General features: G+C 70.3%; 18 protein-coding genes, 2 pseudogenes and 1 riboswitch. Of the genes and pseudogenes, 12 read left to right on the forward strand and 8 right to left on the reverse strand.

Annotated elements, in window-relative coordinates; genetic code table 11:
* Window positions 1-195: 195 nt before the first annotated feature.
* The 3 genes from V2J52_RS00455 to V2J52_RS00465 are packed head-to-tail and all read left to right on the forward strand — an operon-like array spanning window position 196 to window position 2,321.
* Window positions 196-474, forward strand: coding sequence for a type II toxin-antitoxin system Phd/YefM family antitoxin (locus V2J52_RS00455; RefSeq protein ID WP_331225697.1), 279 nt, complete (start codon window positions 196-198; stop codon window positions 472-474).
* A complete protein-coding gene (locus tag V2J52_RS00460; RefSeq protein ID WP_331225698.1) occupies window positions 471-869 on the forward strand; it encodes a PIN domain-containing protein in 399 nt (132 codons plus the stop codon). The genes V2J52_RS00455 and V2J52_RS00460 overlap by 4 nt, the downstream gene beginning before the upstream one ends.
* Window positions 870-929: 60 nt before the next feature.
* Entirely contained in the window at window positions 930-2,321 is a 1,392-nt protein-coding gene (locus V2J52_RS00465) for an MFS transporter (protein ID WP_331225699.1), read from the forward strand.
* Window positions 2,322-2,329: 8 nt separating this feature from the next.
* Here V2J52_RS00465 and V2J52_RS00470 read toward each other — a convergent pair whose 3' ends face one another.
* The 6 genes and pseudogenes from V2J52_RS00470 to V2J52_RS00495 form a co-directional block, all read right to left on the reverse strand.
* The gene (locus tag V2J52_RS00470; protein WP_331225700.1) at window positions 2,330-2,554 is read right to left on the reverse strand and encodes a hypothetical protein; all 225 of its coding nucleotides are present in this window, start codon (window positions 2,552-2,554) and stop codon (window positions 2,330-2,332) included.
* Window positions 2,555-2,685: 131 nt separating this feature from the next.
* Window positions 2,686-3,132, reverse strand: a pseudogene (locus V2J52_RS17000) (energy-coupling factor transporter transmembrane component T family protein); the annotation flags it as partial.
* Window positions 3,129-4,865, reverse strand: a complete 1,737-nt coding sequence (locus tag V2J52_RS00480; protein ID WP_331225702.1) for an ABC transporter ATP-binding protein — start codon at window positions 4,863-4,865, stop codon at window positions 3,129-3,131. The pseudogene V2J52_RS17000 and the gene V2J52_RS00480, both read right to left, overlap by 4 nt.
* A complete protein-coding gene (locus V2J52_RS00485) occupies window positions 4,858-5,454 on the reverse strand; it encodes an ECF transporter S component (protein WP_331225703.1) in 597 nt (198 codons plus the stop codon). Before V2J52_RS00485 ends, V2J52_RS00480 begins: the two co-directional genes overlap by 8 nt.
* Complete coding sequence (locus tag V2J52_RS00490) at window positions 5,451-6,113, reverse strand: YkoF family thiamine/hydroxymethylpyrimidine-binding protein (RefSeq protein WP_331225704.1); 663 nt, start codon at window positions 6,111-6,113, stop codon at window positions 5,451-5,453. Before V2J52_RS00490 ends, V2J52_RS00485 begins: the two co-directional genes overlap by 4 nt.
* A gap of 44 nt (window positions 6,114-6,157) precedes the next feature.
* Window positions 6,158-6,264, reverse strand: a riboswitch (TPP riboswitch).
* 44 nt (window positions 6,265-6,308) lie between these two features.
* Entirely contained in the window at window positions 6,309-7,796 is a 1,488-nt protein-coding gene (locus V2J52_RS00495; RefSeq protein ID WP_331225705.1) for a protein adenylyltransferase SelO, read from the reverse strand.
* A gap of 94 nt (window positions 7,797-7,890) precedes the next feature.
* On the opposite strand from V2J52_RS00495, the gene V2J52_RS00500 reads away from it, so the two are divergent.
* The 3 genes from V2J52_RS00500 to V2J52_RS00510 are packed head-to-tail and all read left to right on the forward strand — an operon-like array spanning window position 7,891 to window position 11,821.
* Window positions 7,891-9,405, forward strand: coding sequence for a type I restriction-modification system subunit M (locus V2J52_RS00500; RefSeq protein ID WP_331225706.1), 1,515 nt, complete (start codon window positions 7,891-7,893; stop codon window positions 9,403-9,405).
* Window positions 9,402-10,601, forward strand: a complete 1,200-nt coding sequence (locus V2J52_RS00505; RefSeq protein ID WP_331225707.1) for a restriction endonuclease subunit S — start codon at window positions 9,402-9,404, stop codon at window positions 10,599-10,601. Before V2J52_RS00500 ends, V2J52_RS00505 begins: the two co-directional genes overlap by 4 nt.
* On the forward strand, window positions 10,598-11,821 hold the full coding sequence (locus tag V2J52_RS00510) for a DUF429 domain-containing protein (protein ID WP_331225708.1): 1,224 nt from the start codon (window positions 10,598-10,600) through the stop codon (window positions 11,819-11,821). Before V2J52_RS00505 ends, V2J52_RS00510 begins: the two co-directional genes overlap by 4 nt.
* 34 nt (window positions 11,822-11,855) lie before the next feature.
* On the opposite strand, the gene V2J52_RS00515 is transcribed toward V2J52_RS00510, so the two are convergent.
* Window positions 11,856-12,275 carry a PIN-like domain-containing protein gene (locus V2J52_RS00515; RefSeq protein WP_331225709.1) on the reverse strand — a complete coding sequence of 140 codons (420 nt, stop codon included), beginning with the start codon at window positions 12,273-12,275 and terminating at the stop codon, window positions 11,856-11,858.
* A complete protein-coding gene (locus V2J52_RS00520; protein WP_331225710.1) occupies window positions 12,272-12,961 on the reverse strand; it encodes a DUF433 domain-containing protein in 690 nt (229 codons plus the stop codon). Before V2J52_RS00520 ends, V2J52_RS00515 begins: the two co-directional genes overlap by 4 nt.
* A gap of 222 nt (window positions 12,962-13,183) precedes the next feature.
* On the opposite strand from V2J52_RS00520, the gene V2J52_RS00525 reads away from it, so the two are divergent.
* The 6 genes and pseudogenes from V2J52_RS00525 (at window position 13,184) to V2J52_RS00550 (ending at window position 22,509) form a co-directional block, all read left to right on the forward strand.
* Complete coding sequence (locus V2J52_RS00525) at window positions 13,184-16,591, forward strand: DEAD/DEAH box helicase family protein (RefSeq protein ID WP_331225711.1); 3,408 nt, start codon at window positions 13,184-13,186, stop codon at window positions 16,589-16,591.
* 423 nt (window positions 16,592-17,014) lie between these two features.
* Window positions 17,015-18,330: pseudogene (locus tag V2J52_RS00530) on the forward strand (HNH endonuclease).
* Window positions 18,331-18,474: 144 nt separating this feature from the next.
* Window positions 18,475-19,575: a ferrochelatase gene (locus tag V2J52_RS00535; protein ID WP_331225713.1), complete on the forward strand. Its 1,101-nt coding sequence runs from the start codon at window positions 18,475-18,477 to the stop codon at window positions 19,573-19,575.
* An 82-nt stretch (window positions 19,576-19,657) separates the two neighbouring features.
* Window positions 19,658-20,356, forward strand: coding sequence for a hydrogen peroxide-dependent heme synthase (gene hemQ, locus V2J52_RS00540; RefSeq protein WP_331225714.1), 699 nt, complete (start codon window positions 19,658-19,660; stop codon window positions 20,354-20,356).
* Between the two features lie 216 nt (window positions 20,357-20,572).
* Window positions 20,573-20,911 (forward strand): hypothetical protein, encoded by a 339-nt coding sequence (locus V2J52_RS00545; RefSeq protein WP_331225715.1) that lies wholly within the window; start codon window positions 20,573-20,575, stop codon window positions 20,909-20,911.
* A 197-nt stretch (window positions 20,912-21,108) separates the two neighbouring features.
* The gene (locus V2J52_RS00550; protein ID WP_331225716.1) at window positions 21,109-22,509 is read left to right on the forward strand and encodes a DEAD/DEAH box helicase; all 1,401 of its coding nucleotides are present in this window, start codon (window positions 21,109-21,111) and stop codon (window positions 22,507-22,509) included.
* The last annotated feature ends 89 nt before the right edge of the window (window positions 22,510-22,598 follow it).

The raw sequence follows: 22,598 nt of genomic DNA on the forward strand, positions 1-22,598 counted from the left end.
GACCGACGTCGCGGGGACAAGGTAGGCACAACGAGTTCATCAGATCAAGTAGTTCATCTGATGTGGGCCCGCCAGGTTCGCCGGCTCTGCCTGTGCGTGGGCGCGGTGCGCCAAGCGGCCGTCCTGATTCGGGCGCCTCGTCGGTGAGTTCCGGTGGGGCGGCGGCCGAAGTAGCACAAGTGCTATTCTTGACTCATGTGCCCATCTGCGCGTGAGCGGCGCCCCGTCGAGATCGGCTTGCGCGAGCTGCGTCAGGACGCCAGCGAGGTGGTGCGACGAGCAGAGTCCGGCTCCCAGTTCGTGGTGACCGTCGCGGGCCGTGCCGCGGCCAGCCTTGGGCCAGTCGCACCGAGGAGTTGGTGTACGCCCGCTGAGCTGGATGCGATCTTCGCTGCACCGGCGTGGGGCACCGGCGTCGAGGCCCGCGACTACCTCGAGCAGAGCGTTCGTGACCCGTGGCAGGAAGCCGAATGAGGTACCTCCTCGACACCTGCGTGCTCGTCGCCGACGCAGCGCCCGCCCTGGGCGCTGACGCCGAGTCGGCCATCAGTGTGATCTCGCTGTCGGAGCTTCATTTCGGGGTCCTCAGCGCCACGAGTGACCGAGAACGGGCGGCACGTCTTCGTCGGCTGACGTTGATCGAGAGCACCTTGCGTGCACTGCCCGTCACCGATGAGGTGGCGCGTATCCATGGCGCGATGTCAGCGCATGTGAAGAGCCTGGGCAGGCAGCCCCGGCCACGCGCGATGAACCTGCTGATCGCAGCTACCGCTGCGCACCACCAGGCGACGGTGCTCACGGAGAACATTGACGACTTCTCCGGCCTCGAGGAGTTCGTACTCGTAGCGCGGCCGCAGCGGGGGGCGTGACCACGGAGCCGGAACGCCGCCCACGGGCGGTGTGCGGACCGGGGATGCGAGCATGTCGCCATGACGGAGGTATCACTGCGCTCCGCGCGCGGCAGGTGGGTGGTGCTCGCCGCGACGCTCGGCTCGGCGGTCGCGCTGCTCGACGGCACGGTGGTCAACGTCGCACTCCGGCCGATCGGCCTCGACCTCGACGCCAGCCTCGGGCAGCTGCAGTGGGTGGTCAACGCCTACATGCTCACGCTGGCCTCGCTCATCCTCGTCGGCGGGACGCTCGGCGACCGGCTCGGCCGGCGCCGCGTCTTCCTTGTGGGCGTGGCCTGGTTCGCGCTCGCCTCGCTCGCCTGCGGGCTGGCGCAGAGCACCGAGCAGCTCATCCTCGCCCGCGGCGTCCAAGGTATCGGCGGGGCACTGCTCACCCCGGGCAGCCTCGCCCTCATCCAGGCGACGATCGTCCCCGAGGACCGCGCACGGGCCATCGGGGTGTGGTCGGCGTGGTCGGGTGTCGCAGCGGCCGTGGGACCGCTGCTCGGTGGCGGCCTGATCGAGGCGCTGTCATGGCGGTGGATCTTCCTCATCAACCTGCCGGTGGCCGCCGTCGTCATCACCATCGGCGTGTTGCGGGTGCCGGAGTCGGGCGGCGTGCCGCGTGCCTCCCGGGCGCCGTTCGACGTCGTCGGGGCAGCGCTGGGGGTGGCCGGCCTCGGTGGTCTGACCATCGCGCTCATCCAGGGCGGCTGGCTGCCGGCGGTGGTCGGCGTCGCCGGGCTGGTGGCGTTCCTCGTCGTCGAGGCGCGGGTCCGCCACCCGATGCTGCCGCTGACGATGTTCGCCGACCGGACGTTCTCGGCGGTCAACGCGATGACCTTCGTGGTCTACGGCGCGCTCGGCGCGCTGATGTTCTTCCTCATCCTGCACCTGCAGGTCGTGGCCGGGTACAGCCCGCTCGCGGCGGGCGCCGCCACCATCCCGTTCACCGTCCTCATGCTCGCCTTCTCGCCCCGGGTAGGCACGCTGATGAACCGCACCGGGCCCCGGCTGCTGATGTCCGCCGGCCCGGCGATCGCCGCCGTCGGCGTCGTGCTGCTGACGCGGGTGCCGCCGGCGGCGAGCTACGTCGTCGACGTGCTCCCCGGCGTGGTGCTGTTCGGGGCCGGGCTCACCCTCATGGTCACCCCGCTGACCGCGACGGTGCTCGCCGCCGCCCCGGCGTCGCAGGTGGGGCTGGCCAGCGGGGTCAACAACGCCGTCGCCCGGGCAGCCGGCCTGCTCACGGTGGCCGCGCTGCCCGCCGCCGTCGGGCTCGGGGGTGACGACTACCAGCTGCCGGAGGTCTTCCGGGCGGGCTACGTCGCGGCGATGTGGTGGTGCGCCGGGCTGCTCGCGCTGGGAGCGGTGGTAGCCGCCGTCTTCGTGCCCGGACGGCGGGCGGAGCCGGCCCCGCAGCAGGGCTGAGCACCGGGTCAGGCCACCAGCGCCCCCGGTCCGCGCAGCACGCCGAGCCAGGCGGTGGCCAGCAGTACCCCGCCGAGCACCCCCAGCACCACGCCGACGAGCAGCCAGTCGGCGGCGACGACCCGCACCGGTCGCCAGGTGCTCCGCGGGGTGAGCCCCAGCCCGCGCGACTCCAGCGCCTGGGCCATCCGCTCGCCGCGTCGTACCGAGACCACCAGCAGCGTGAAGACCACCCGGGCCAGGTGCCGCGGACCGCGCGGCGGCCGGCCGCCGCNCGCGGCGGCCGGCCGCCGCGACGCATCGGCGCCCGCACCGCGTGGGCGTGCTGGATCGTGGCCCACTCGCGCGGCATCTGCTGCAGCATCCGGTAGCCGGCGAGCACCGCGTAGGCGACCCGGGCGTCGAGGCGGGCGTTCTGCCGCAGGCTGTGCATGAGCGCGACGCCGTCGGTGGAGACGAGGAACCCGATGGCGAGGATCCCGATGAGGAACGTCCGCATCGCCAGCGCGGCGCCCACGCTGATGCCCTCGGCGGTCACCCGCAGCGGCCCGGCCTGCCACAGCACGGCCCCGGGCCGGCTGAGGACGTTGACGAGGAACACGCCGAGCGCGAAGGCGACGAACGGCAGGTGGGCCAGCGCCAGCGTCCGCGTCGGCATGCTGGCGGTGGTGACGATCCCGACCAGCGCCAGCAGGTAGAGCAGGGCCGGGGTGACCGGGTCGAGCACGAACATCACGGCCACCGAGACGACGAACACCAGGGCCAGCTTGACCGTCGGGTTGCGCCGGGCGAGTAACGGCTCGGCGGTCATCGCGGCGCCCCCGCGGTCCGGAGTGCCCGGCCGCTCGTGACCGCGGCGTCGAGCCGGTCCAGCGCCCGTCGGACCGCGGCCGGCGTGCCGACCCGGGTGAGCAGCCAGTCGACGAGCGGCGGCAGCGTGAGACCCGCCCGGGTGAGGACCGTCGGGTCGCTCAGCACCTCGGTCACCGGACCGTCGGCGATGACCGCGCCGTCGGCCAGCACGACGGCGCGGTCGGCCAGCGTGAGCACGGTGCGCAGGTCGTGGCTGGCGAGCACCACCGCCCGGCCGTCGTCCGCCGCCGCACGCAGCGCGCCGATGGTGGCGATGGTGTCGCGCCGGTCGAGGCCGAGGGTGGGCTCGTCAGCCAGCAGGCACGACCGGTCGTGGGCCAGCATCGCGGCCAGGCTCACCCGCCGCTTCTCCCCGCCGGACAGCCGGAACGGGTTCTGCTCGGTCAGGTGCGACAGCCGGTGGGTGCGCAGGGCACGGTCCACCACCGGCGCGACCGGCTCGGCGAGGCCGTGGCCGATCTCGGCGGCGACGGTGTGCGCGACGAACTGGTGCTCGGCGTTCTGGAAAACCATTCCTGGCCGCGGCCCGTCGACGGTTCCGGCGGCGGGTGGCAGCAGCCCGGCGAGGGTGAGCAGCAGCGTCGACTTCCCGATGCCGTTGCGCCCGAGGAGCGCGACCACCTCGCCGGGCCGGACCGCGAGGTCGACGGCGCGCAGCAACGGTGGCTGCGGTGGCGGGGCTGCCGTCCGGCGGCCGGGACCGGGTGAACGTCGTGGCCGTGGGCGGTCGACCGCGAGGCCGCGGGTCACCAGCACCGGGTCGGCACGGGGCCCGGGATGGTCGGCGGGGCGGGCGCCCTCGTTCCCGTCGTCGGCGAGCCGCTCGAGCAGATCGGCGTTCGGCGCCGCGGCCAGCCCGCCGGCCACCCCGGTGAGGGCAGCCAGCTCGGCCTCCAGCGGGAGCCAGCTGCCGGCGGCGTGCAGCCGGGCAGCGTGGTCGTGCAGCACGTCCGCGGTGGGGCCGTCGGCGAGCACCTCGCCCCGCTCGCCCAGCACGACGGCGCGCGCCGGCAGCCCGGCGATCCCGGCCGCACCGGCGAGGTCGTCGAGCCGGTGCTCGACGAGCACCACCGCGGGACGGTGCCGGGCGACGGCGGCGCTGAGCGCACGGCGGACGTCCGCGACGCCGTCGGGGTCGAGCATCGAGGTCGGCTCGTCCAGCAGCAGCACCGAAGGCTGCCCGACGAGCGCCGCGGCGAGCGCGACCCGCTGCGACTCCCCGCCGGAGAGCTCGGCGGTCGCCCGGTGGCGCAGGTGCGCCGCGCCGACGACCTCGAGCGCTGCGTCGATCGCCGGGCCGATCGCGGCAGGGTCGACCGCGCGGTTCTCCAGCGGCAGCGCGAGCTCCTGCTCGACGTCGGGAAGGCACACCGCGGCCGACGGGTCCTGCGGCAGCACGCCGACGCGCCGGGAGAGATCGACCACCGTGGTGTCGGTGGTCCGGGTGCCGGCGACCGTCACGGTACCCCGGAGATCGGCGGTCACCGAGTGCGGCACCACCCCGGAGATGGTGTGCAGCACGGTGGACTTCCCCGAGCCCGAGGCGCCGAGGACGAGGACCTCCTCACCGGGCGCGGTGCGGAGATCGACGCCGCGCAGCACCGGCTCGGCGCGGCGAGGGAACCGGATCGACACGCCGTCGAGCACGACGTCAGCCACGCCGTCAGCCACGGCCGGCTCCGGCGAGGCTGTGGCCGATGGCGAAGTTGTCGACGACGCCGGTCCGCGCCAGCGCGTCGACGATGACCTTGGCGAGCAGCCCGCCGAGCACCACGCCGGAGACCAGCTGCATCACCAGCCGGAGGGCGAAGATGTCCTGCCCGTACCAGCCGGCCCGGAACGCCGAGTAGAAGAACACCAGGGCGGCACCGAGCAGCCCGGCGACGGCGAACACGCCCCAGCCGAACCGCCGGTAGCGGGTGAGGAGGAACGGCAGCTCGCAGCCGAGCCCTTGGATCGCGGCGGCGATCATCAGCGTCGGCCCCACCGGTGAGCCGAGGAAGACGAACTCCACCACCGAGGCGAGCACCTCGGCGATGACGCCGGCGAACGGCCGTCGGACGATGGCGATGACGATCGGCGCGACGAGCAGCCAGCCGCCGAACAGCACGTGCTGGGCGAGGTCCCCGGCCGGACCCATGGCGATCGCCAGCCCGTTCCACGCCTGGACCAGCACCCAGTAGACGAAGCCGAAGACCACGCCCATGACCACCATGAGCATGAGGTCCTTCAGCTGCCAGGACGAGCGGCGCGCGCTCACGGCTGCGGCACGGTCGTCGGGGAGCCGACCGAGACGGTGAGGTGGGTGACGACGTGCGGCACCCGGGCGCCGACCTCGGCCCAGGCGTCGACGGCGGTGGCGAGCACGTCGGCGACGTCGCCGCTGAGCCGCGTCGCGTAGTGCGTGCTGGCCACCGTGCCGCGCTCCTTGGCCCGGGCGATCGCCGCCTCGATGATCGGCAGGTGATCGCCGTGGTCCGAGCCGCTGTCCAGCAGCGGGTACAGCGACCAGTGGGCGGCGGCCGGGACGCCGGTGGCGGGGAGGTCGACGGGGGTCGCGCCGGGCAGCCCGGTGACCGCGAGGTCGCAGCTGACCTCTCCCGGGCAGCCGCGGGAGAACATCGCGTGGGCGACGACGTGCCCACCGCCGCTGCGACGGGACGCCGCGGCGATGACGCCCGCGAGGTAGCGGGCGAGCTGCTGCTCGGCCGGTGCGTCACGGGCGGTGACGTAGGTGCTGACGTCGTCGGTCACCACGTCGAGGCCGGCGGTGAGCCCGGCGCGCTCGACGTCGCCGAGCGCGCCGAGGATGACGTCGACGAAGTCGTCGCAGTGGGGGTGGATGCTGAACCGCATGCCGATGCCGAGCTGGCGCGGTGCGACCTCGCCGGTCGCGGCGGGCTGGTCGATGGTGCTCATGGGACCTCTCCGGCCCACGGGTACTTCAAGCCCCGCCGACGGGTTGGCCGGCAGACGCCCTACTCCCTACGCCGGTACGAACCGGATCAGGTTGACGGGTCTGCGGATTCTCCGCACTCTCAGCGCCGCTGGCGCTCCCCGGGGGTTGGCACGACCGTAGACAGGCGGCCCGGGGATGTCCAACCGGCCGGCATCTCAGGTGCCGCAGTACGTGACGTACGGGCTGGCGGCGGCCGGGCCCGGCTCGGCGTAGCGGACGAGGCCCGGGCGCACGTCGTAGGGGCGGGTCACCGCGTCGAGCAGCCGGTCGACCGGCTCGAGGTCGCCCGCGGTGGCGGCGTCCAGGGCCTCCTCGACGAGGTGGTTGCGCGGGATGTACACCGGGTTGACGGCGTCCATCTGCGCGGCGTCGGGCTGCAGCCGGCGCCAGCGGTCCAGCCAGTCGGTGACGCCGGGCGCGTCACCGGTGAGCTCAAGCACCGGGGCGGTGTCACCGCGGGCGGCAGACGCGAGCCGGCGGAAGAAGGTGATGTGGTCGGGACGGGTCTCGGTGAGGAGCGGGGCGAGGTCCGAGACGACGGCGGCCGCGTCGTCGTCGGTGGTCTCGTCGTTGGTCGCTTCGTCATTGCTGGTCTGGAGCCCGAGCTTGCGCCGCATGCCGGCCGTCCACGCGGCGGAGTACCGGTGGGGGAAGGTCTGCAGCGAGGCGGTGACGAGCGCGGCGGCGTCGTCCTCGTCCTCGTCGATGAGCGGCAGGAGGGCTTCGGCGAGCCGCGCGAGGTTCCACTGCGCGACTAGGGGCTGGTTGCCGTAGGAGTAACGGCCCTGGATGTCGATGGAGCTGAAGACGGTGGCCGGGTCGAAGGTGTCGAGGAACGCGCACGGGCCGTAGTCGATGGTCTCGCCAGAGATGGTGGTGTTGTCGGTGTTCATCACTCCGTGCACGAAGCCGACGAGCATCCACTGCGCGATGAGCCGTGCCTGCGCGTCGAGCACCGCCTCGTAGAGCGCGAGAACGGGGTTGGCGGCGTCGGCGGCGGCCGGGTGGTGCCGGGCGATGGCGTGGTCGGCCAGCCGCCGCAGGAGGTCGGCGTCGCCGGTGGCGCGGGCGTACTGGAAGCTGCCCACTCGCAGGTGGCTGCTCGCCACCCGGGCGAGCACCGCGCCGGGCAGCGTGGTCTCGCGGTAGACCGGCCGGCCGGTGGCGACGACGGCGAGCGAGCGAGTGGTGGGGACGCCCAGTGCGTGCAGCGCCTCGCTCACGATGTACTCGCGCAGCATGGGGCCGACGGCGGCGAACCCGTCGCCACCGCGGGCGAAGGGCGTGGGGCCGGAGCCCTTGAGGTGGAGGTCGCGGGTGCCGCCGGCGGTGTCGGTGAGCTCCCCGAGCAGCAGCGCCCGCCCGTCGCCGAGTACCGGGACCGGGACCCCGAACTGGTGGCCGGCGTAGGCCTGCGCGACCGGGGTGGCGCCGTCGGGCAGGTGGTTGCCGGTGAGGAGCCGGGCGCCGTCGTCGCTGCGGAGGAGGTCGGGGTCGATGCCGAGCTCGGCGGCGAGGGGCTCGTTCAGGACCAGCAGGCGCGGGTCGGGGACCTCGGCGGCCCGCCACGGCGCTGCCATCTCGGGCAGCTCGCGGGCGAAGCCGGAGCCGAGGGCGAGGCCGGCGGGCGCGGTGGTGCTCATGATTCGACGATACGTCGGGCGGTGGCGGATGGCAGGGCGGGACGGGGTTTCGGGGTTGTCCGGGCCGTGCGTGGTGGCCTCGTATCCTGGGGGCGTGATCACCGGAGAACTCAAGAGCAAGATCGACCGCGTCTGGGACGCCTTCTGGTCGGGCGGCATCTCCAACCCGCTGGAGGTGATCGAGCAGATCACCTACCTGCTGTTCGTCCGGCGGTTGGATGACCTCCACACGGTCAAGGAGCGCAAGGCCAACCGTTTCAAGGAGCCGCTGGAGGACCCGATCTTCCTGCCCGGCCAGCAGCACCTGAGGTGGTCGCGTTTCAAGAACGAGGACCCCGGGGTGATGTTCCGGACCATCGACGAGGAGGTGTTCCCGTTCCTGCGCCGGCTCGGCGCCGACGGGTCCACCTACTCGCAGCACATGCGCGACGCCCGCTTTACCGTCCCGACGCCACAGCTGCTGGCGCGGGTGGTGGACATGCTCGACGACGTCCCGATGGACAACCGCGACACCAACGGTGACCTGTATGAGTACATGCTCGGCAAGCTCGCCTCGGCCGGCCAGAACGGTCAGTTCCGCACCCCGCGGCACATCATCCAGCTGATGGTCGCGATGATGGACCCGACGCCGGGGGAGACCATTGTGGACCCGGCGTGCGGCACCGCCGGGTTCCTCGTGGCGGCTTCCGAGCACCTCCGCGAGAACCACCCGAGCGTGGTGACCGACGCTGCGCAGCGGCAGTTCTTCCACCGCTCGACCTTCCACGGCTACGACTTCGACTCCACCATGTTGCGGATCGGCAGCATGAACATGCTCATGCACGGCATCGAGGCGCCGGACATCCGGTACCGCGACTCCCTCTCCGAGGGCGCGGCGGCCGAAGAGGGTACCTACTCGGTGGTGCTGGCTAACCCGCCGTTCGCTGGCAGCCTGGACTACGAGTCGACCTCCAAGGCGCTGCTCAAGGACGTGAAGACGAAGAAGACCGAGCTGCTCTTCCTCGCGCTCTTCCTGCGGCTGCTCAAGCCCGGTGGCCGGGCGGCCGTCATCGTGCCCGACGGCGTGCTCTTCGATTCCAGCGCCGCCCACCGTATGCTGCGCAAGCGTCTCGTTGAGGAGCAGAAGCTCGACGCCGTCGTGAAGCTGCCGGCTGGAGTCTTCCGGCCCTACGCTGGCGTGTCGACGGCGATCCTCGTCTTCACGAAGACCAATAGCGGCGGCACGGACAACGTGTGGTTCTACGATATCGAAGCAGACGGCTGGAGTCTGGACGACAAGCGGTCGCCGTTGCTGGGAACGGAAAAGTTGGGTCCAGCGCCCGCAATTGGCCTCGCCGACAACGAGCATGCGAAGAATAACCTTCCGGATGTGCTCGCGCGGTGGAGTGAGCGCGAGGGAGCGGAACTCGCGCGCGCGCGGACCGACCAATCCTTCTCTGTGCCCAAGGACCACATTGTTGGCCAAGACTACGACCTGTCGATTAATCGCTATCAGGAAGTGGTTCACGAGGAGGTTGAGCATCGCGCACCGGAGGAGATCATCGATAGCCTTGAGCAATTGGAAGCTGAGATCCTTCAGGGTCTGGCCAGACTGAAGGGGATGATGTGATTCCCTTTGTTGCGCTCTCCGAGTTGTTGGTCAGCTCTCTAAGCGGCTACTGGGGTAGCGATCCCGGAACGAAAGACGTCGACGTAAAGATCATTCGTAATGGCGACGTCAAGCCGAGGTCGGGCGTACGGTGGGATCACCTACCCCTGCGAGGCGTGGTCCATCGAGAGTTGCAGAAGGCCTCAGTATTTAAAGACGACTTGCTGCTCACCACCTCAGGCGATTGCGGCGTCGTTGCGATGGTTGAACGCGAGCCGGTCGAACCCACAGTTGCTAGCAACTTCATTAGGATCCTTCGATTTGACCGAGAAAAGTCGGTGCCGCGATACGTATACTGGTATATGCAGACGAAAACGTTCCGCAATTCATTAAGGCCCTTCATTCGAGGCACTACCATGAAGAATCTCTCGACGAGGGACGCCTTTCCCGCCGTTCAACTTCCCATGCCTCCGCTCGTCGAACAGCGAAGAATCGCAACGATCCTCGATCGGGCCGACGAACTTCGGAGCAGTCGTTCTCGCTCAATCAACCAGCTCGATGAACTGTTGGAGTCGAGTTTCCACTCGACTCTCGCAGACCGTAGTGCCGATTGGACGATCGCGACTGTGGCTGACATAGCCGCGCCGGGGAAGGCGTCTATCCGGACGGGCCCGTTCGGCAGTCAGTTGTTGCACTCAGAATTTGTTGACGAAGGCATTGCTGTCCTCGGCATCGATAACGCGGTAAACAACGAGTTTTGCCGGGGGGCCAAGCGATACATTACGCCTGAGAAGTATGAAGGGCTCCGTCGATACACGGTCAGGCCAGGAGATGTGATCGTGACCATCATGGGAACATGTGGCCGATCCGCGATAGTTCCTGATGGCATTCCACTGGCGATCAACACAAAGCACCTGTGTTGCATCACTGTGGACCGTTCCCTGTGCCTGCCGGAGTTCCTGCACGCAAGTCTGCTCTGGCAGCCGCTCACTCGTTCGCACCTGGCGCGGTCGACGAAGGGTGCCATCATGGCGGGCCTCAACATGGGGATCATAAAATCAGCGCCATTGGTTTTGCCTCCTCTAGAAGTTCAGACCAGGATCGCCGATCAGCTCGAGTATGTTCGTCAGGAAGCGAGCCGTAACAGTGCTTCGCTAGCGGCCATGGACGAACTGTTCGCGTCGCTCCAAGACCGCGCCTTCTCTGGAGTTCTGTGACCGTGCACGTCGGCATCGACCTCGCGTGGAGTCACCGCGCCAGGACCGGCCTCGCCGTCGTCGATGCGTCGGGCGCACTCATCGCGTCAGGCAGCGTCACGGCGGATGAGGAGATCGACGGCTGGTTGGCGCAGCACGCCGTCGGGATGGTTAACGTGGCGATCGACGCACCTCTCATCGTCACGAATCCCACCGGGATGCGGGAGTGTGAGCGACTCATCGGGCGTGCCTTCGGTCGCTACGACGCGAGCTGTCACGCGAGCAGCCTCGCCGTCCCCTACTTCAACCCGCCCCGGGCAGCCGTGCTGGCGGGGCGCCACGGCTGGGTGACCGATCCGCTTCACCGGGCGTCGGTGTCCGCCCCTGGTGCCGTGGAGGTCTACCCGCACGCGGCGATGGTCGGGCTGTTCGGGCTCGGCCGGATCCTGCAGTACAAGAAGGGTCCCGCCGTGGCGCGGTACGAGGGGTTTCGACAGCTCCTGGAGCACCTTGCGAGCCTCGAGCCGCTGGCGTTGGCCGGCCACTCGCGGTGGCAGGAGCTGATGAGGCTCACCGCGGCAGCCACTCGTCCGGTCGACCTGAACCTGATCGAGGACGAGCTCGACGCCATCATGTGCGCCTACCTCGCATGGCTCTGGCACCACGAGCCGGGTGCCCTCCAGGTCTACGGCGACGCAGCGAGCGGCTACATCATCGCCCCGCCGCCACCCGTGCATGCGGCCACCCCCAGACCGCCGGCGATGAACGCGGGTGATGGGGCCGGCGAGCGGGAAGGCATCGGGTCTCCGGCATCGCCGACCGAGATACCAGCCGACGGAATGACAGGCGTCCATACGGACGCGGCTGCCACGACGGCGCCCGTACTGATCAACGTCGTGGGCCGCCCCACGGGTTGCGGCGGCAGTTCCAACGAGGCGGCATGGAAGGAGAACGTCAGTTCCGCTGTCGCGCAGCATCGCTTCCCTGCGCCGACTCGGCTGCACGTCGAGTTCGAGTTCCGGCTGGGAACCGACCAGCAAGGCCGGAACGCTCCTTCCCTCGACGACCTCCTGAAATCCACGATCGACGCCCTCGACCAGCTCCTGGGCCTTCGCCCGATCGCGGGCAGGCCCCAGGCTGACGACGAACGAATCGACCGCATCATTGCCGCCAAACGACTCGTTCATGAAGGCGAGCACCCCGGTGCAACCATAGTGATCTGGCCCCGGCAGCCAAAGTGATGGCTGGTATGTATCGGCTATGACATTCCTCGATTCACGGCCGGTTGAGCTTCAGACGCCGGCTTTCCACAGCGCCCAGGCCGAGCACAAACGGAGGCTGCACTCTTGCCGCCCACCGAAAGATGTCGGCTTCGTACCGGACGAACCGCGCCAGGATCTCCGGGCCGGTGATTCGTGCGTCGGTGATCGTGAAGACGCGAGCATCACAGTTGTAGATGATGTCGGCTTCCGTGGAGTTCTTGGCGATCGCTGCGTCCTTCGTGAGCAGACACTCTCCCCGTTCGGACGCATCGCGGATCCAGTCGGTGTCGGCCACGCTCTGGCTTGCTGTCGGTCCGTAGCGTTCATCCATCGTGGTGACGTGCCAGCCGCGATCGCGTAGGCCTGACGGGACGAGGTGAGAGCCGAGGCCGCGGTCAAGGAAGAACCTCGGTTCCGGCCTCGCCGGCATCATGCGGCGACGAGAGCGCGGACTTCGTCGGGATCCAGACCATAGTCGAGCGCAACTTCGCCGATTAGTTCGCCTGCCTCTACGCGGCCGACGATGTCCTGAACCCGGATGGCCCGGCTGGCCAGCATCGGCCTGCCGAAGTTCCTCAAGGGGTCGACGACCACGTCGGTGCGGTACTGGGGAAGCCCGATGACGGCGACGCGACCGCTGCGGTAGGTGATGGTCTTGAGATACTGCTCGACGACGTCGCGGAACACGATCTGCTGATTTCGCACTATGACGAGATCGTTGACGATCTCGTCGTCTCCACCCTCACCCTGGTACTCCCACAGCACCTCCGCGCCGTCGGTCTTGAGCCGCTCGCTGGTCAGCGCCGCCGCCACGCCGATCTCTTCCTCGAGGTGTGCCAGTGCAGGCCGGATCCGCTGCATGGGAACGCCCGCAGCACGGAAGGCAGCGAGCACGTATGCCTCGGCCAACCCGAGGAACGGTACGACTTCGCGTCTACCCGTCCCAGTCGTCGTGATGATGGCGTCCGACCTGTGCTGTGCGCCATCGGTTCCCTTGTAGCTCCGCCCCCGTGCCCAGCTGTGAAGGGTGGACGACGGCACACCGACGATGGCGGCCGCCTCACGAAGCGTGTAGAGCGGTCGCGTCAAGACGGGATCGAGCGTGGCACCGAGGGTCATGACCTAAGCGTAAACCAGCGCGCTGCCGAAGGATGGAGCCTCGCCTACGCCTGTGCATATGTGGGAGCCACGCCAACAAGCCCTCGCGCATCGAGGCCGGGTCCCGCGTCACCGGACATCCCTGCGCCAAGTGCACCCCCTGAATCGCAGGAGCTTCCTCGCGGTAATGGCAGCATGGGACCGAGGCAGGCATCGCCAGGCACTCTTCGCGGCAGGGAATCGGTGACGACAAACTTCGAGTTCATCAGGTCAGAGTGGCCCGAGACCTTCGACGACTGCCGTCGCGCCGAGAGCTACGCGCGCACCGACCCGCGCTCCGCCGTCTTCTACGCCCGCCGCGTCGTGGAGCAGGTCGTCGTGCTCATCTACGACGTCCAGCGCATCCCGCTGCCCTACAAGTCCGACCTCTCCGCCCGGATCGGAGCGCCGGAGTTCCGGCAAGTGGTCGGCCCGGAGCTCACCGCCAAGGTGAGCGTTATCCGCAAGGTCGGCAACGTCGGGGTCCACGAGAACCGCGTCATCACCGAGAACACGGCACTCAACGTGCTGCGTCAGCTGCACGAGGTGGTGCTCTGGGCCGCGTTCCACTACTCGCGTCGGCCCGACGACGTCCCCACCGCGGCCCAGTTCGACGCGGCACTCGTCCCGGGTGCGCACCAGCCGGGCAGCCAGCCGCCGCTCTCCGCTGCTGAGCTCACCACGCTGCTGCAGACCTTCGAGGCCAAGGACGAGGCACTCGCTGCCGAGAAGGAAGCGAGCACGGCGCTTCGGGCCGAGCTCGACCAGCTCCGCGCGCAGATCGCCAAGGCGCAGGCGCAAAAGTCCCAGCCGCACGCCGACGTCGAGCTCGACGAGGCCGGCACCCGGGACCTGTACATCGACGCCTACCTCCTGGAGGCCGGTTGGAAGCTGGACTTGCCCCGCGACCGGGAGTTCGCCGTCGTCGGCATGCCCACGCCAAGTGGCGCCGGCAAGGTCGACTACGTGCTCTGGGGCGACGACGGACTGCCGCTGGGCATCATCGAGGCCAAGCGCACCCGACGCGACCCCGCCGTCGGGCAGCAGCAGGCCAAGCTCTACGCCGACGCCCTCGAGACGATGACCGGCCAGCGGCCCGTCATCTTCTGGTCCAACGGGTACGAGCACTGGCTCTGGGATGATGCCGCCGGCTACCCGCCACGCCGCGTCCAAGGTTTCTACACCAAGGACGAGCTCGCGCTCATGGTGCAACGCCGCCGCACCCGGTTGCCGCTCGCCGAGGCCGTGATCGACAAGAGCATCGCCGGGCGGCACTACCAGGTCCGGGCGATCCGCGCCGTCGGCGAGGTGCTAGTGAAGAAGGAACGCGCCGCGCTCCTCGTCATGGCCACCGGATCGGGCAAGACCCGCACCGCGATCGCGCTCGTCCAGCAGCTCATGACGGCGAACTGGGCCAAGCGCGTGCTCTTCCTCGCCGACCGCACCGCGCTCGTCCGGCAGGCGACGAACGCCTTCAAGACGCATCTGCCCTCGATGACCACCATCAACCTCCTCGACGAGAAGGCCACCGACGGCCGTGTCTACGTCTCGACCTACCCCACGATGCTCGGGCTGATCGACGACACCGACGGCGGCCGGCGCCCCTTCGGCCCGGGCTACTTCGACCTCGTCATCATCGACGAGGCCCACCGCTCGGTCTACCAGAAGTATCGAGCCATCTTCGAGTGGTTCGACGCGCCTCTCCTCGGCCTGACCGCCACACCCAAGGACGAGATCGACCGCAACACGTACTCGCTGTTCGAGCTCGAGGACGGGGTCCCGACCGACGCCTACAGCCTCGACGAGGCCGTCGCCGAGGGCTATCTCGTGCCCCCAGTGCCGGTCTCGGTGCCGCTGCGGTTCATGCGCGAGGGTATTCGCTACGACCAGCTCACCGAGGCCGAAAAGGACGAGTGGGACTCTCTCGAGTGGGGCGAGGACGGCGTAGTCCCTGACGCCGTCGACCCCGCGGAGCTCAACAAGTGGTTGTTCAACAAGGACACCGTCGACAAGGTCATCGCCACGCTCATGACGCAGGGCCACAAGGTGGCCGGCGGAGACCGGATCGGCAAGACGATCGTGTTCGCCAAGAACAACGCCCACGCCGAGTTCATCAAGCAGCGCTTCGACCTCGCCTACCCCGAGTACGGCGGGCAGCTGGCGCGGGTCGTGACCTACCGGACCGAGTTTGCTCAGACCGTCATCGACGACTTCTCCGAGACCGAGAAGGCCCCGGACATCGCGATCTCGGTGGACCTGCTCGACACCGGGATCGACATCCCCGATGTCGTCAACCTCGTCTTCTTCAAGCTGGTCCGGTCTGCCTCGAAGTTCTGGCAGATGATCGGCCGCGGCACCCGGTTGCGACCCGAGGTGTTCGGCCCGGGGCAGGACAAGAAGAACTTCTACGTATTCGACTTCTGCCAGAACCTGGAGTTCTTCAATCAGCCCGGCGCCGGTTCGGAGGGATCTGTCCAGAAGTCACTGTCGCAGCGGCTGTTCGAGGCTCGGGTCGCACTCATCACCGCACTCGACGCCACCGGGGTCGGCGCCGGGGAGGACGGCACGACGTCCCTCGGGGGGCTGCGGGGGGACACCGCGAGTCACTTGCACCGGATCGTCAGCGGCATGAATGTCGACAACGTCGTCGTCCGCTCCCGGCGGCGGTGGGTCGAGAGGTATGCCGATGCCGCCGCGTGGGACCAGCTCGATCGGCACACCGCCGGGGAGGTCGTCGAGAACCTCGGTGGCCTACCGACGTCCGTCCGGGACGACGACGAGGACGCCAAGCGATTCGACCTCCTCTTGCTGCGTATCCAGCTCGCGGTACTCGATGACGATGCCGCGGTGGCCGAGAGACTCCGCCGGCAGGTGCAGGACATCGCTGCGATGCTGCTCGGCCAGACGTCCATCCCCGCGGTCGCGGCACAGCAGGCGTTGCTCATTGGCGTCGCCGAGGACGAGTGGTGGCGTGATGTCACGCTGCCGATGCTTGAGCTCGCCCGACGGCGGCTGCGCGGGCTCGTGGGCTTCATCGAGCGGCGCCACCGCGCGGTCGTTTACACCGACTTTGCCGACGAGCTGGGCGACGGCAGCGTCGTCGACCTCCCCGGAATGAGTGTCGGTACCAACTGGGAACGGTTCCGGGCCAAGGCGCGCGCCTACCTGAGCGAGCACGAGGACGACGTCGTGCTCCAGCGGCTCCGCCGCAACCGGCAGCTGACCGAACAGGACCTCACGACCCTCGAGGACCTTCTCGTAGCGGGCGGCGGGACGCCGGAGGACATCGCCCGCGCCCGGGAGGAGTCCCAGGGCCTCGGCCTGTTCATCCGGTCCCTCGTGGGGCTCGACCGCGAGGCCGCCATGGCGGCGTTCTCAGAGTTCCTCGTGGACGGCCGGCACTCGGCGACCGAGATCCGGTTCGTCGAGATGATCGTCGAGCACCTGACGAGCAACGGCGTCGTCGAGGCGCGTCGGCTCTACGAGGCACCGTTCACCGACAACGCCCCGCACGGGCCGGACACCATCTTCAGCGACGAGGACGTCGACCGGATCGTCGTCATCCTCGACGAGGTGCGGTCCCGTGCGGCGCCGGATGCGACGGTGGCCTGACGGAGTCCGAGCAGGCCGCAGCCGAGCGACGAGCGCATCATCTTGTCCGACCTGCACGCCTCTGCGAGGCGGCTTTGGTCGAGTGCTGTCAAGGCGCCTGAACGTCAGGACTGCCGACGCTGGTTCGACTCCTGACGTGGCACCGGCGTCCAGCCCGAGGGTGTTCCCGAGGAACCCGCGGCGCCGGACGACTTCAAGCCGATATCGGACACAGCGGTGGCTGACAGCTGCCCGGCGAACGTCCCCAGCGAACGCACCGGTCCGCACGGACCACTGTGGCGTCATCCGAGCACCGGCGGGCGGGCGGTCCGCGGAGCGATGTCGGAGGTCACTTGTAGCGTCGGTGACATGGACGAGGGACGGCGCGACGAGGCCCAGGCGGCGGCCGGCGATGATGCCGGGCGCCCGCCCCAGGCGCCCTCCGTGGCGGACCTCGAGCGGTGGCGGGCAGCCGTCGCGCAGACCGCCCCCGACCTCACGGACGCGGAGCGGATCGACCGGCTCCGGGCGCTGGAGGAGGTCAAGGCGGCGGCTTGCGCCGCGCAGGCGGCGATCGCCACGGACTTCGCGGGGTCCCAGCGCGTGGAGCAGGCGGCTGCGGGCGTTCCGCCGGCGCGTCGGGGCGCGGGATCGCCGCTCAGGTGGCGCTCGCGCGGCGGGAGTCGCCGGCGAGGGGTGGCTACCTGCTGGGGATGGCACAGGCGTTGGTGGGGGAGATGCCCCATACCTACGCCGCGCTCCGGCGAGGTCTGATCAACGAGTGGCGAGCCGCGCTGCTGGTCCGCGAGTCGGCGTGCTTGTCGCGCGACGACCGCCGTGCGTTCGACGCCGAGATCGCCACCGACGCGGCGGCGCTGGATGGCGTCGGAGACCGGCAGCTCGTGGCCCGAGCCAAGGCGATCGCCTACCGGCTCGACGCGCTCTCGGTCGTGCGACGGGCACGGCGTGCGGAGGGGGACCGGCGGGTGACGCTCCGCCCGGCACCCGACACGATGAGCTACCTGACCGGGCTGCTGCCGGTGGCCCAGGGCGTGAGCGTCCTCGCGGCGCTGAAGCAGGCGGCTGATGCGGGCAGGTCTGCGGGCGATGCCCGCAGCCGCGGGCAGATCATGGCCGACACCCTTGTCGAGCGGGTGACGGGGCAGGCTCGCGCCGAGGGCGTCGCGGTCGAGGTCCAGGTCGTGATGACCGACCGTGCACTGCTCGACGGCGCCGACGATCCCGCCACCGTCGCCGGCTACGGCACGGTGCCCGCCGGCTGGGCGCGGCGGCTGCTCGCCGACCTTGCTACCGGGGACAACCCGACCCGGCTCTGGTCGCGGCGGCTCTTCACCGCGCCGGCGAGCGGCCAGCTCGTGGCCATGGAGTCACGGCGGCGCACCGTGCCGCCCGGGCTGGCCCGCTTCATCGACATCCGGGACCAGACCTGCGCCACACCGTGGTGCGACGCCCCCATCCGGCACCACGACCACGTTGTCCCCGCCGCCGACGGCGGACCCACCTCGGCCCACAACCTCAAGGGGCTCTGCGAGGCATGCAACTACGCCAAGCAGGCACCCGGGTGGCGTGAGCGTGCCGGTCCGGAGGACGGGCCACGGCTGGTGACGACGCGGACGCCGACGGGCCACGAGTACCGTTCCGCGGCCCCCGCGCTCCCCGAGCACCGGCACGAACGTGCCGGTCCGGAGGACGACAGCCCCCTCGAGCGGTGGATGGTCGACGTGCGGTACGCGGCCTGAGGGGCCGGCCACCGTCCGAACCCGCCGCCTGCCCGGGCTCGCGGTCCAGGCTCGCCACCGGGAAGTTCATCAGATCAACTAGTTCATCCGATGTTACGGTGACGGTACCCGCCAGCCGCTCAGCCGACAGGACCGCACCCCTTGATGAACGACGCCGCCATGCCCTACGACGCCCTGCTGCTCTGCTCGTTCGGAGGCCCGAACGCCACCGAGGACGTCGTGCCGTTCCTCCGGAACGTCGTGCGCGGCAAGGGCGTGCCGGAGGAACGGCTCGAGGCGGTGGGGGAGCACTACTTCGCGTTCGGCGGCAAGAGTCCGATCAACGAGCAGAACATCGCGCTGCGCGACGCACTCGAGGCCGAGCTCGCCCGTCGCGGCGCCCGCCTACCGGTGGTGTGGGGCAACCGGAACTGGCACCCGTACACGACCGACACGCTGCGCGACGCCCACGCGTTCGGTGCCCGGCGGATCCTCGTGCTGGTCACCAGCGCGTACGCCTCGTACTCCGGCAGCCGGCAGTACCGCGAGCACCTCGCCGCCAGCCTGGCCGAGCTCGGCCAGGCCGGGGACGAGCTGGAGCTGGACGTGGTCCGGCCGTTCTTCAACGACCCCGGCTTCCTCACCGCCAACCTCGACGCGATCCGCGCCGCGGCCCAGGGTCTGCCCGGCGGCCTCGACGGCGCGCACATCGCCTACGTCACCCACTCCATCCCGACGACGATGCAGGACGCCTCGGCGGCCACCGGGCCCGGGTACCGCGAGCAGCACGAAGACGTGCGCGCGGTCCTCGACGCCGGTCTCCGCGCCGGCGGCGCGGCCGTGACGTCGACCTTGTCGTACTGCTCCCGCTCCGGCTCGCCGCACACCCCGTGGCTGGAGCCGGACATCAACCACCACCTCGACGAGCTCGCCGAGGTCGGCGTGACCAAGGTGGTCATCGCCCCGATCGGGTTCATCTCCGACCACATGGAGGTGGTGTGGGACCTCGACACCGAGGCCGCCGGCACCGCCCGCGAGCTCGGCCTTGACGTCGCCCGCGCGGCCACCGCGGGGATCGCCGAGCCGTTCGTCGCCGGCCTCGTGGACCTCGTCCTCGAGCGGGCCGCCCGCGAACGTGGCGAGGAGCCGGAGGTCCGGGTACGCGGCGAGCTCGGCGCGTTCCCCGACGACGCCCCGCCCGGCAGCCACCGGATGCGCCACGGCGAGGTCACCGGCATCCCGGTCGTCGCCGGCCGCGCCGACTAGCCCCGCCCCGACAGCAGACTTGTCCGCGACAGCAGACTTGTCCACGCCGCATCACCAGCCGACACCGACCCAGGAGCCACCGATGCACGACGTCGACACCGACTCGATCAACACCCAGTCCGCCTACCTCATGTACAGCGTGTTCCAGGCCTCGGCGCACCTGCCGGCCGACGACGCCGACCGCGCCGCGCTGGTCGACGACGTGCTCCGCCGGCTCGAGGGGCTCGACGGCCTGACGGTGCGCGGCTGGTACGACGTCTCGGGCTTCCGCGCCGACGCGGACCTCATGGTGTGGTGGTGGGCGCCGAGCGTCGAGACGCTCCAGGCGGCCTACCACCTGCTCCTCGGCAGCGCGCTGGGCGCGCACCTCACCCCGGTGTGGTCACAGGTGGGCATCCACCGGCCGGCGGAGTTCAACCGGTCCCACGTACCGGCGTTCCTCATGGGCACCGAGCCGGGGGACTACCTGTGCGTCTACCCGTTCGTCCGCAGCTACGAGTGGTACCTGCTGCCCGACGCCGAGCGCAGCACGATGCTGCGCGACCACGGCCTCGCGGCACGTGACTACCCCGACGTGCTGGCCAACACCGTCGCCGCCTTCGCGCTGGGCGACTACGAGTGGCTGCTCGGCTTCGAGGCGGGCGACCTCGGCCGGATCGTCGACCTCATGCGCGAGCTGCGCGCCACCGAGGCGCGCCGCCACGTGCGCGACGAGGTGCCGTTCTACACCGGGCCGCGTGCCCCGCTGGGGGAGATCGTGGACCGGCTGCCCCGGGCGTAGGGGCCGCAGCGGTGGGCGGCCACGGCGTCGTCGGTGCACGTCGTGGGAGAGTGTGCCGCGATGACCTCGACGCCGCGGTTCCCGCCCCCTGACCACAACGCGCCCGACGGCGTCGCTGCTGTGCCGCAGGGAGCCCGGCCTGCGGGCTCCCCGCCCGGGACGGGGCAGCGGTCGCCCGAACGGCGCCGGTCTGGTGGTCGAGGGATACCGGTAGTGGTGGCGGCGCTCGCACTCGTCGTCGGTATCGGCGCCGGGCTACTGCTCCACGACCCGCTGTTCGGGAGCTCGGGCGGGGGCAACGTCGACCTCGCCACCACCTGCGACTACGTCGAGCAGATCCCGGTACCGGTCACCGCTGACGACATCGAGATCGACGGGCCGCTGCTCTGGCAGCTGCAGGCGCTCGCCGGCCTCGCTGTCGCCGCCCACTACAGCGGTGCCGAGGAGGCCTTCATGGACGCCGGTCTCGACGTGATGGCAGGCCTCCAGCGCGTCGACGAGGACCTGCTCAACGAGGGGCTCGACGGTGTCCGGGCGGGGTGCCGGGCGCGGTAGGGCATGCACAGGCCGCGCGCGACACACGGTGACGCATCTCCCCCGACGGGTTCGGCACAGATGTCGCTGATCAGGCATACTGGGCTGGTGACCGCGTGACTTTCCGCGCCGTCCAGTCGTCGAGCTATGTGGGCAACACACGTGTTGCCAGCCCTGCAGCGGCGAGCTCCGATTCACCAGATGCCTGAAAGGCTCCCTTGACTTCTTTCGCTAGCTTCAATCTGCCTGCCCCCGTCCTTGCCGCACTCGAGGCGGACGGCAAGACCGAGGCCTTCCCCATCCAGTCCGCGACGCTCACGGACACCCTCGAGGGCCGCGACGTCCTCGGCCGCGGCCGCACCGGCTCCGGCAAGACGCTCGCGTTCTCGCTGCCGATGGTCGCCCGCCTCGCCGGTGGTCGCCGTCGCGCCTCCCGGCCCCGCGGGCTCGTGCTCGTGCCGACCCGTGAGCTCGCCAACCAGGTCGAGTCCGTTCTCGCTCCGATGGCCCAGAGCATGGGCCTGGTGAGCACCGTCATCTTCGGTGGCGTCAACCAGGCGCGCCAGGAGCGTGCGCTGTCCGCCGGCGTCGACATCGTCGTCGCCTGCCCCGGCCGCCTCGAGGACCTGCTCAACCAGCGTGTCCTGTCCCTCGACGACGTCGAGGTCACCGTGCTCGACGAGGCCGACCACATGGCCGACCTCGGCTTCCTGCCCGGCGTCAAGCGGATCATGGACCGCACCCCGGCCACCGGCCAGCGGCTGCTGTTCTCCGCGACGCTGGACAACGGCGTCGACATCCTCGTCAAGCGCTACTTGCACAACCCGCTGAGCCACTCGGTCGACAGTGCAGAGTCGCCGGTCGCCGCGATGACCCACCACGTCTTCATGCTCAACGGCGCCGACGACAAGAAGGACATCGTCAACGAGCTCGCGTCCGGCACTGCCAAGCGGCTGCTGTTCATGCGTACTAAGCACCAGGCGCGCAAGCTCGCCCGGCAGCTGACCGCCTCCGGGATCCCCGCCGTCGACCTGCACGGCAACCTCAGCCAGCCGGCTCGGGAGCGCAACCTCGCCGCCTTCCACAGCGGCGAGGCACGCGTCATGGTCGCCACCGACATCGCGGCGCGCGGCATCCACGTCGACGACGTCGAGCTCGTCGTCCACGTCGACCCGCCCGCCGAGCACAAGGCGTACCTGCACCGCTCCGGCCGCACCGCCCGCGCCGGCTCGGCCGGTGACGTCGTCACCCTCGTGCTGCCCGAGCAGGCGGCAGACATGAAGGTCCTCGCCCGCCGGGCCAAGATCAGCGCCGCCCCGGTGCGGATCCGCCCCGGCGACGCCGTGCTGACGCCGCTCATCGGCGACGTGGCACCGTACGTGACGCCCGCGCCGGTGCAGGTGGCACCGCAGGGTGGCGGCGGTGGCCGCAACCGTGGTCGTGGCAACGGCGGTGGCGGCGGTCGCGGCGGCAACGGCCGTGGCGCCTCGCAGGGCACCGGCGGACGCCAGTCGGCCGGCGGCACCGGTGGTCGCAACGGCTCCTCGGCCGGCGCACCCGGCGGCACCGGCGGCGGTCGCAACCGCCGCTCGCGCGGCCGTCGGCCCGCGAACGCCTGATGATCTGACACGGCCCCGGACAGTCCTCGACTGTCCGGGGCTTCGTCGTCCCCGCCGCTTTCGCCGCGCGGGCCTCGGCTGGTCGGTAC

This window comes from Georgenia sunbinii, from assembly GCF_036421875.1.
GTDB classification, from domain to species: Bacteria; Actinomycetota; Actinomycetes; order Actinomycetales; family Actinomycetaceae; genus Georgenia_B; species Georgenia_B sunbinii.

What these genes read in the sequence shown, in the direction of transcription:
- V2J52_RS00455 (WP_331225697.1), top strand. Translation starts at nt 196, where the DNA reads ATGTGCCCATCTGCGCGTGAGCGGCGCCCCGTCGAGATCGGCTTGCGC.
- V2J52_RS00460 (WP_331225698.1), top strand. Translation starts at nt 471, where the DNA reads ATGAGGTACCTCCTCGACACCTGCGTGCTCGTCGCCGACGCAGCGCCC.
- V2J52_RS00465 (WP_331225699.1), top strand. Translation starts at nt 930, where the DNA reads ATGACGGAGGTATCACTGCGCTCCGCGCGCGGCAGGTGGGTGGTGCTC.
- V2J52_RS00490 (WP_331225704.1), bottom strand. Translation starts at nt 6,113, where the DNA reads ATGAGCACCATCGACCAGCCCGCCGCGACCGGCGAGGTCGCACCGCGC.
- V2J52_RS00495 (WP_331225705.1), bottom strand. Translation starts at nt 7,796, where the DNA reads ATGAGCACCACCGCGCCCGCCGGCCTCGCCCTCGGCTCCGGCTTCGCC.
- V2J52_RS00515 (WP_331225709.1), bottom strand. Translation starts at nt 12,275, where the DNA reads ATGATGCCGGCGAGGCCGGAACCGAGGTTCTTCCTTGACCGCGGCCTC.
- V2J52_RS00520 (WP_331225710.1), bottom strand. Translation starts at nt 12,961, where the DNA reads ATGACCCTCGGTGCCACGCTCGATCCCGTCTTGACGCGACCGCTCTAC.
- V2J52_RS00535 (WP_331225713.1), top strand. Translation starts at nt 18,475, where the DNA reads ATGAACGACGCCGCCATGCCCTACGACGCCCTGCTGCTCTGCTCGTTC.
- hemQ (WP_331225714.1), top strand. Translation starts at nt 19,658, where the DNA reads ATGCACGACGTCGACACCGACTCGATCAACACCCAGTCCGCCTACCTC.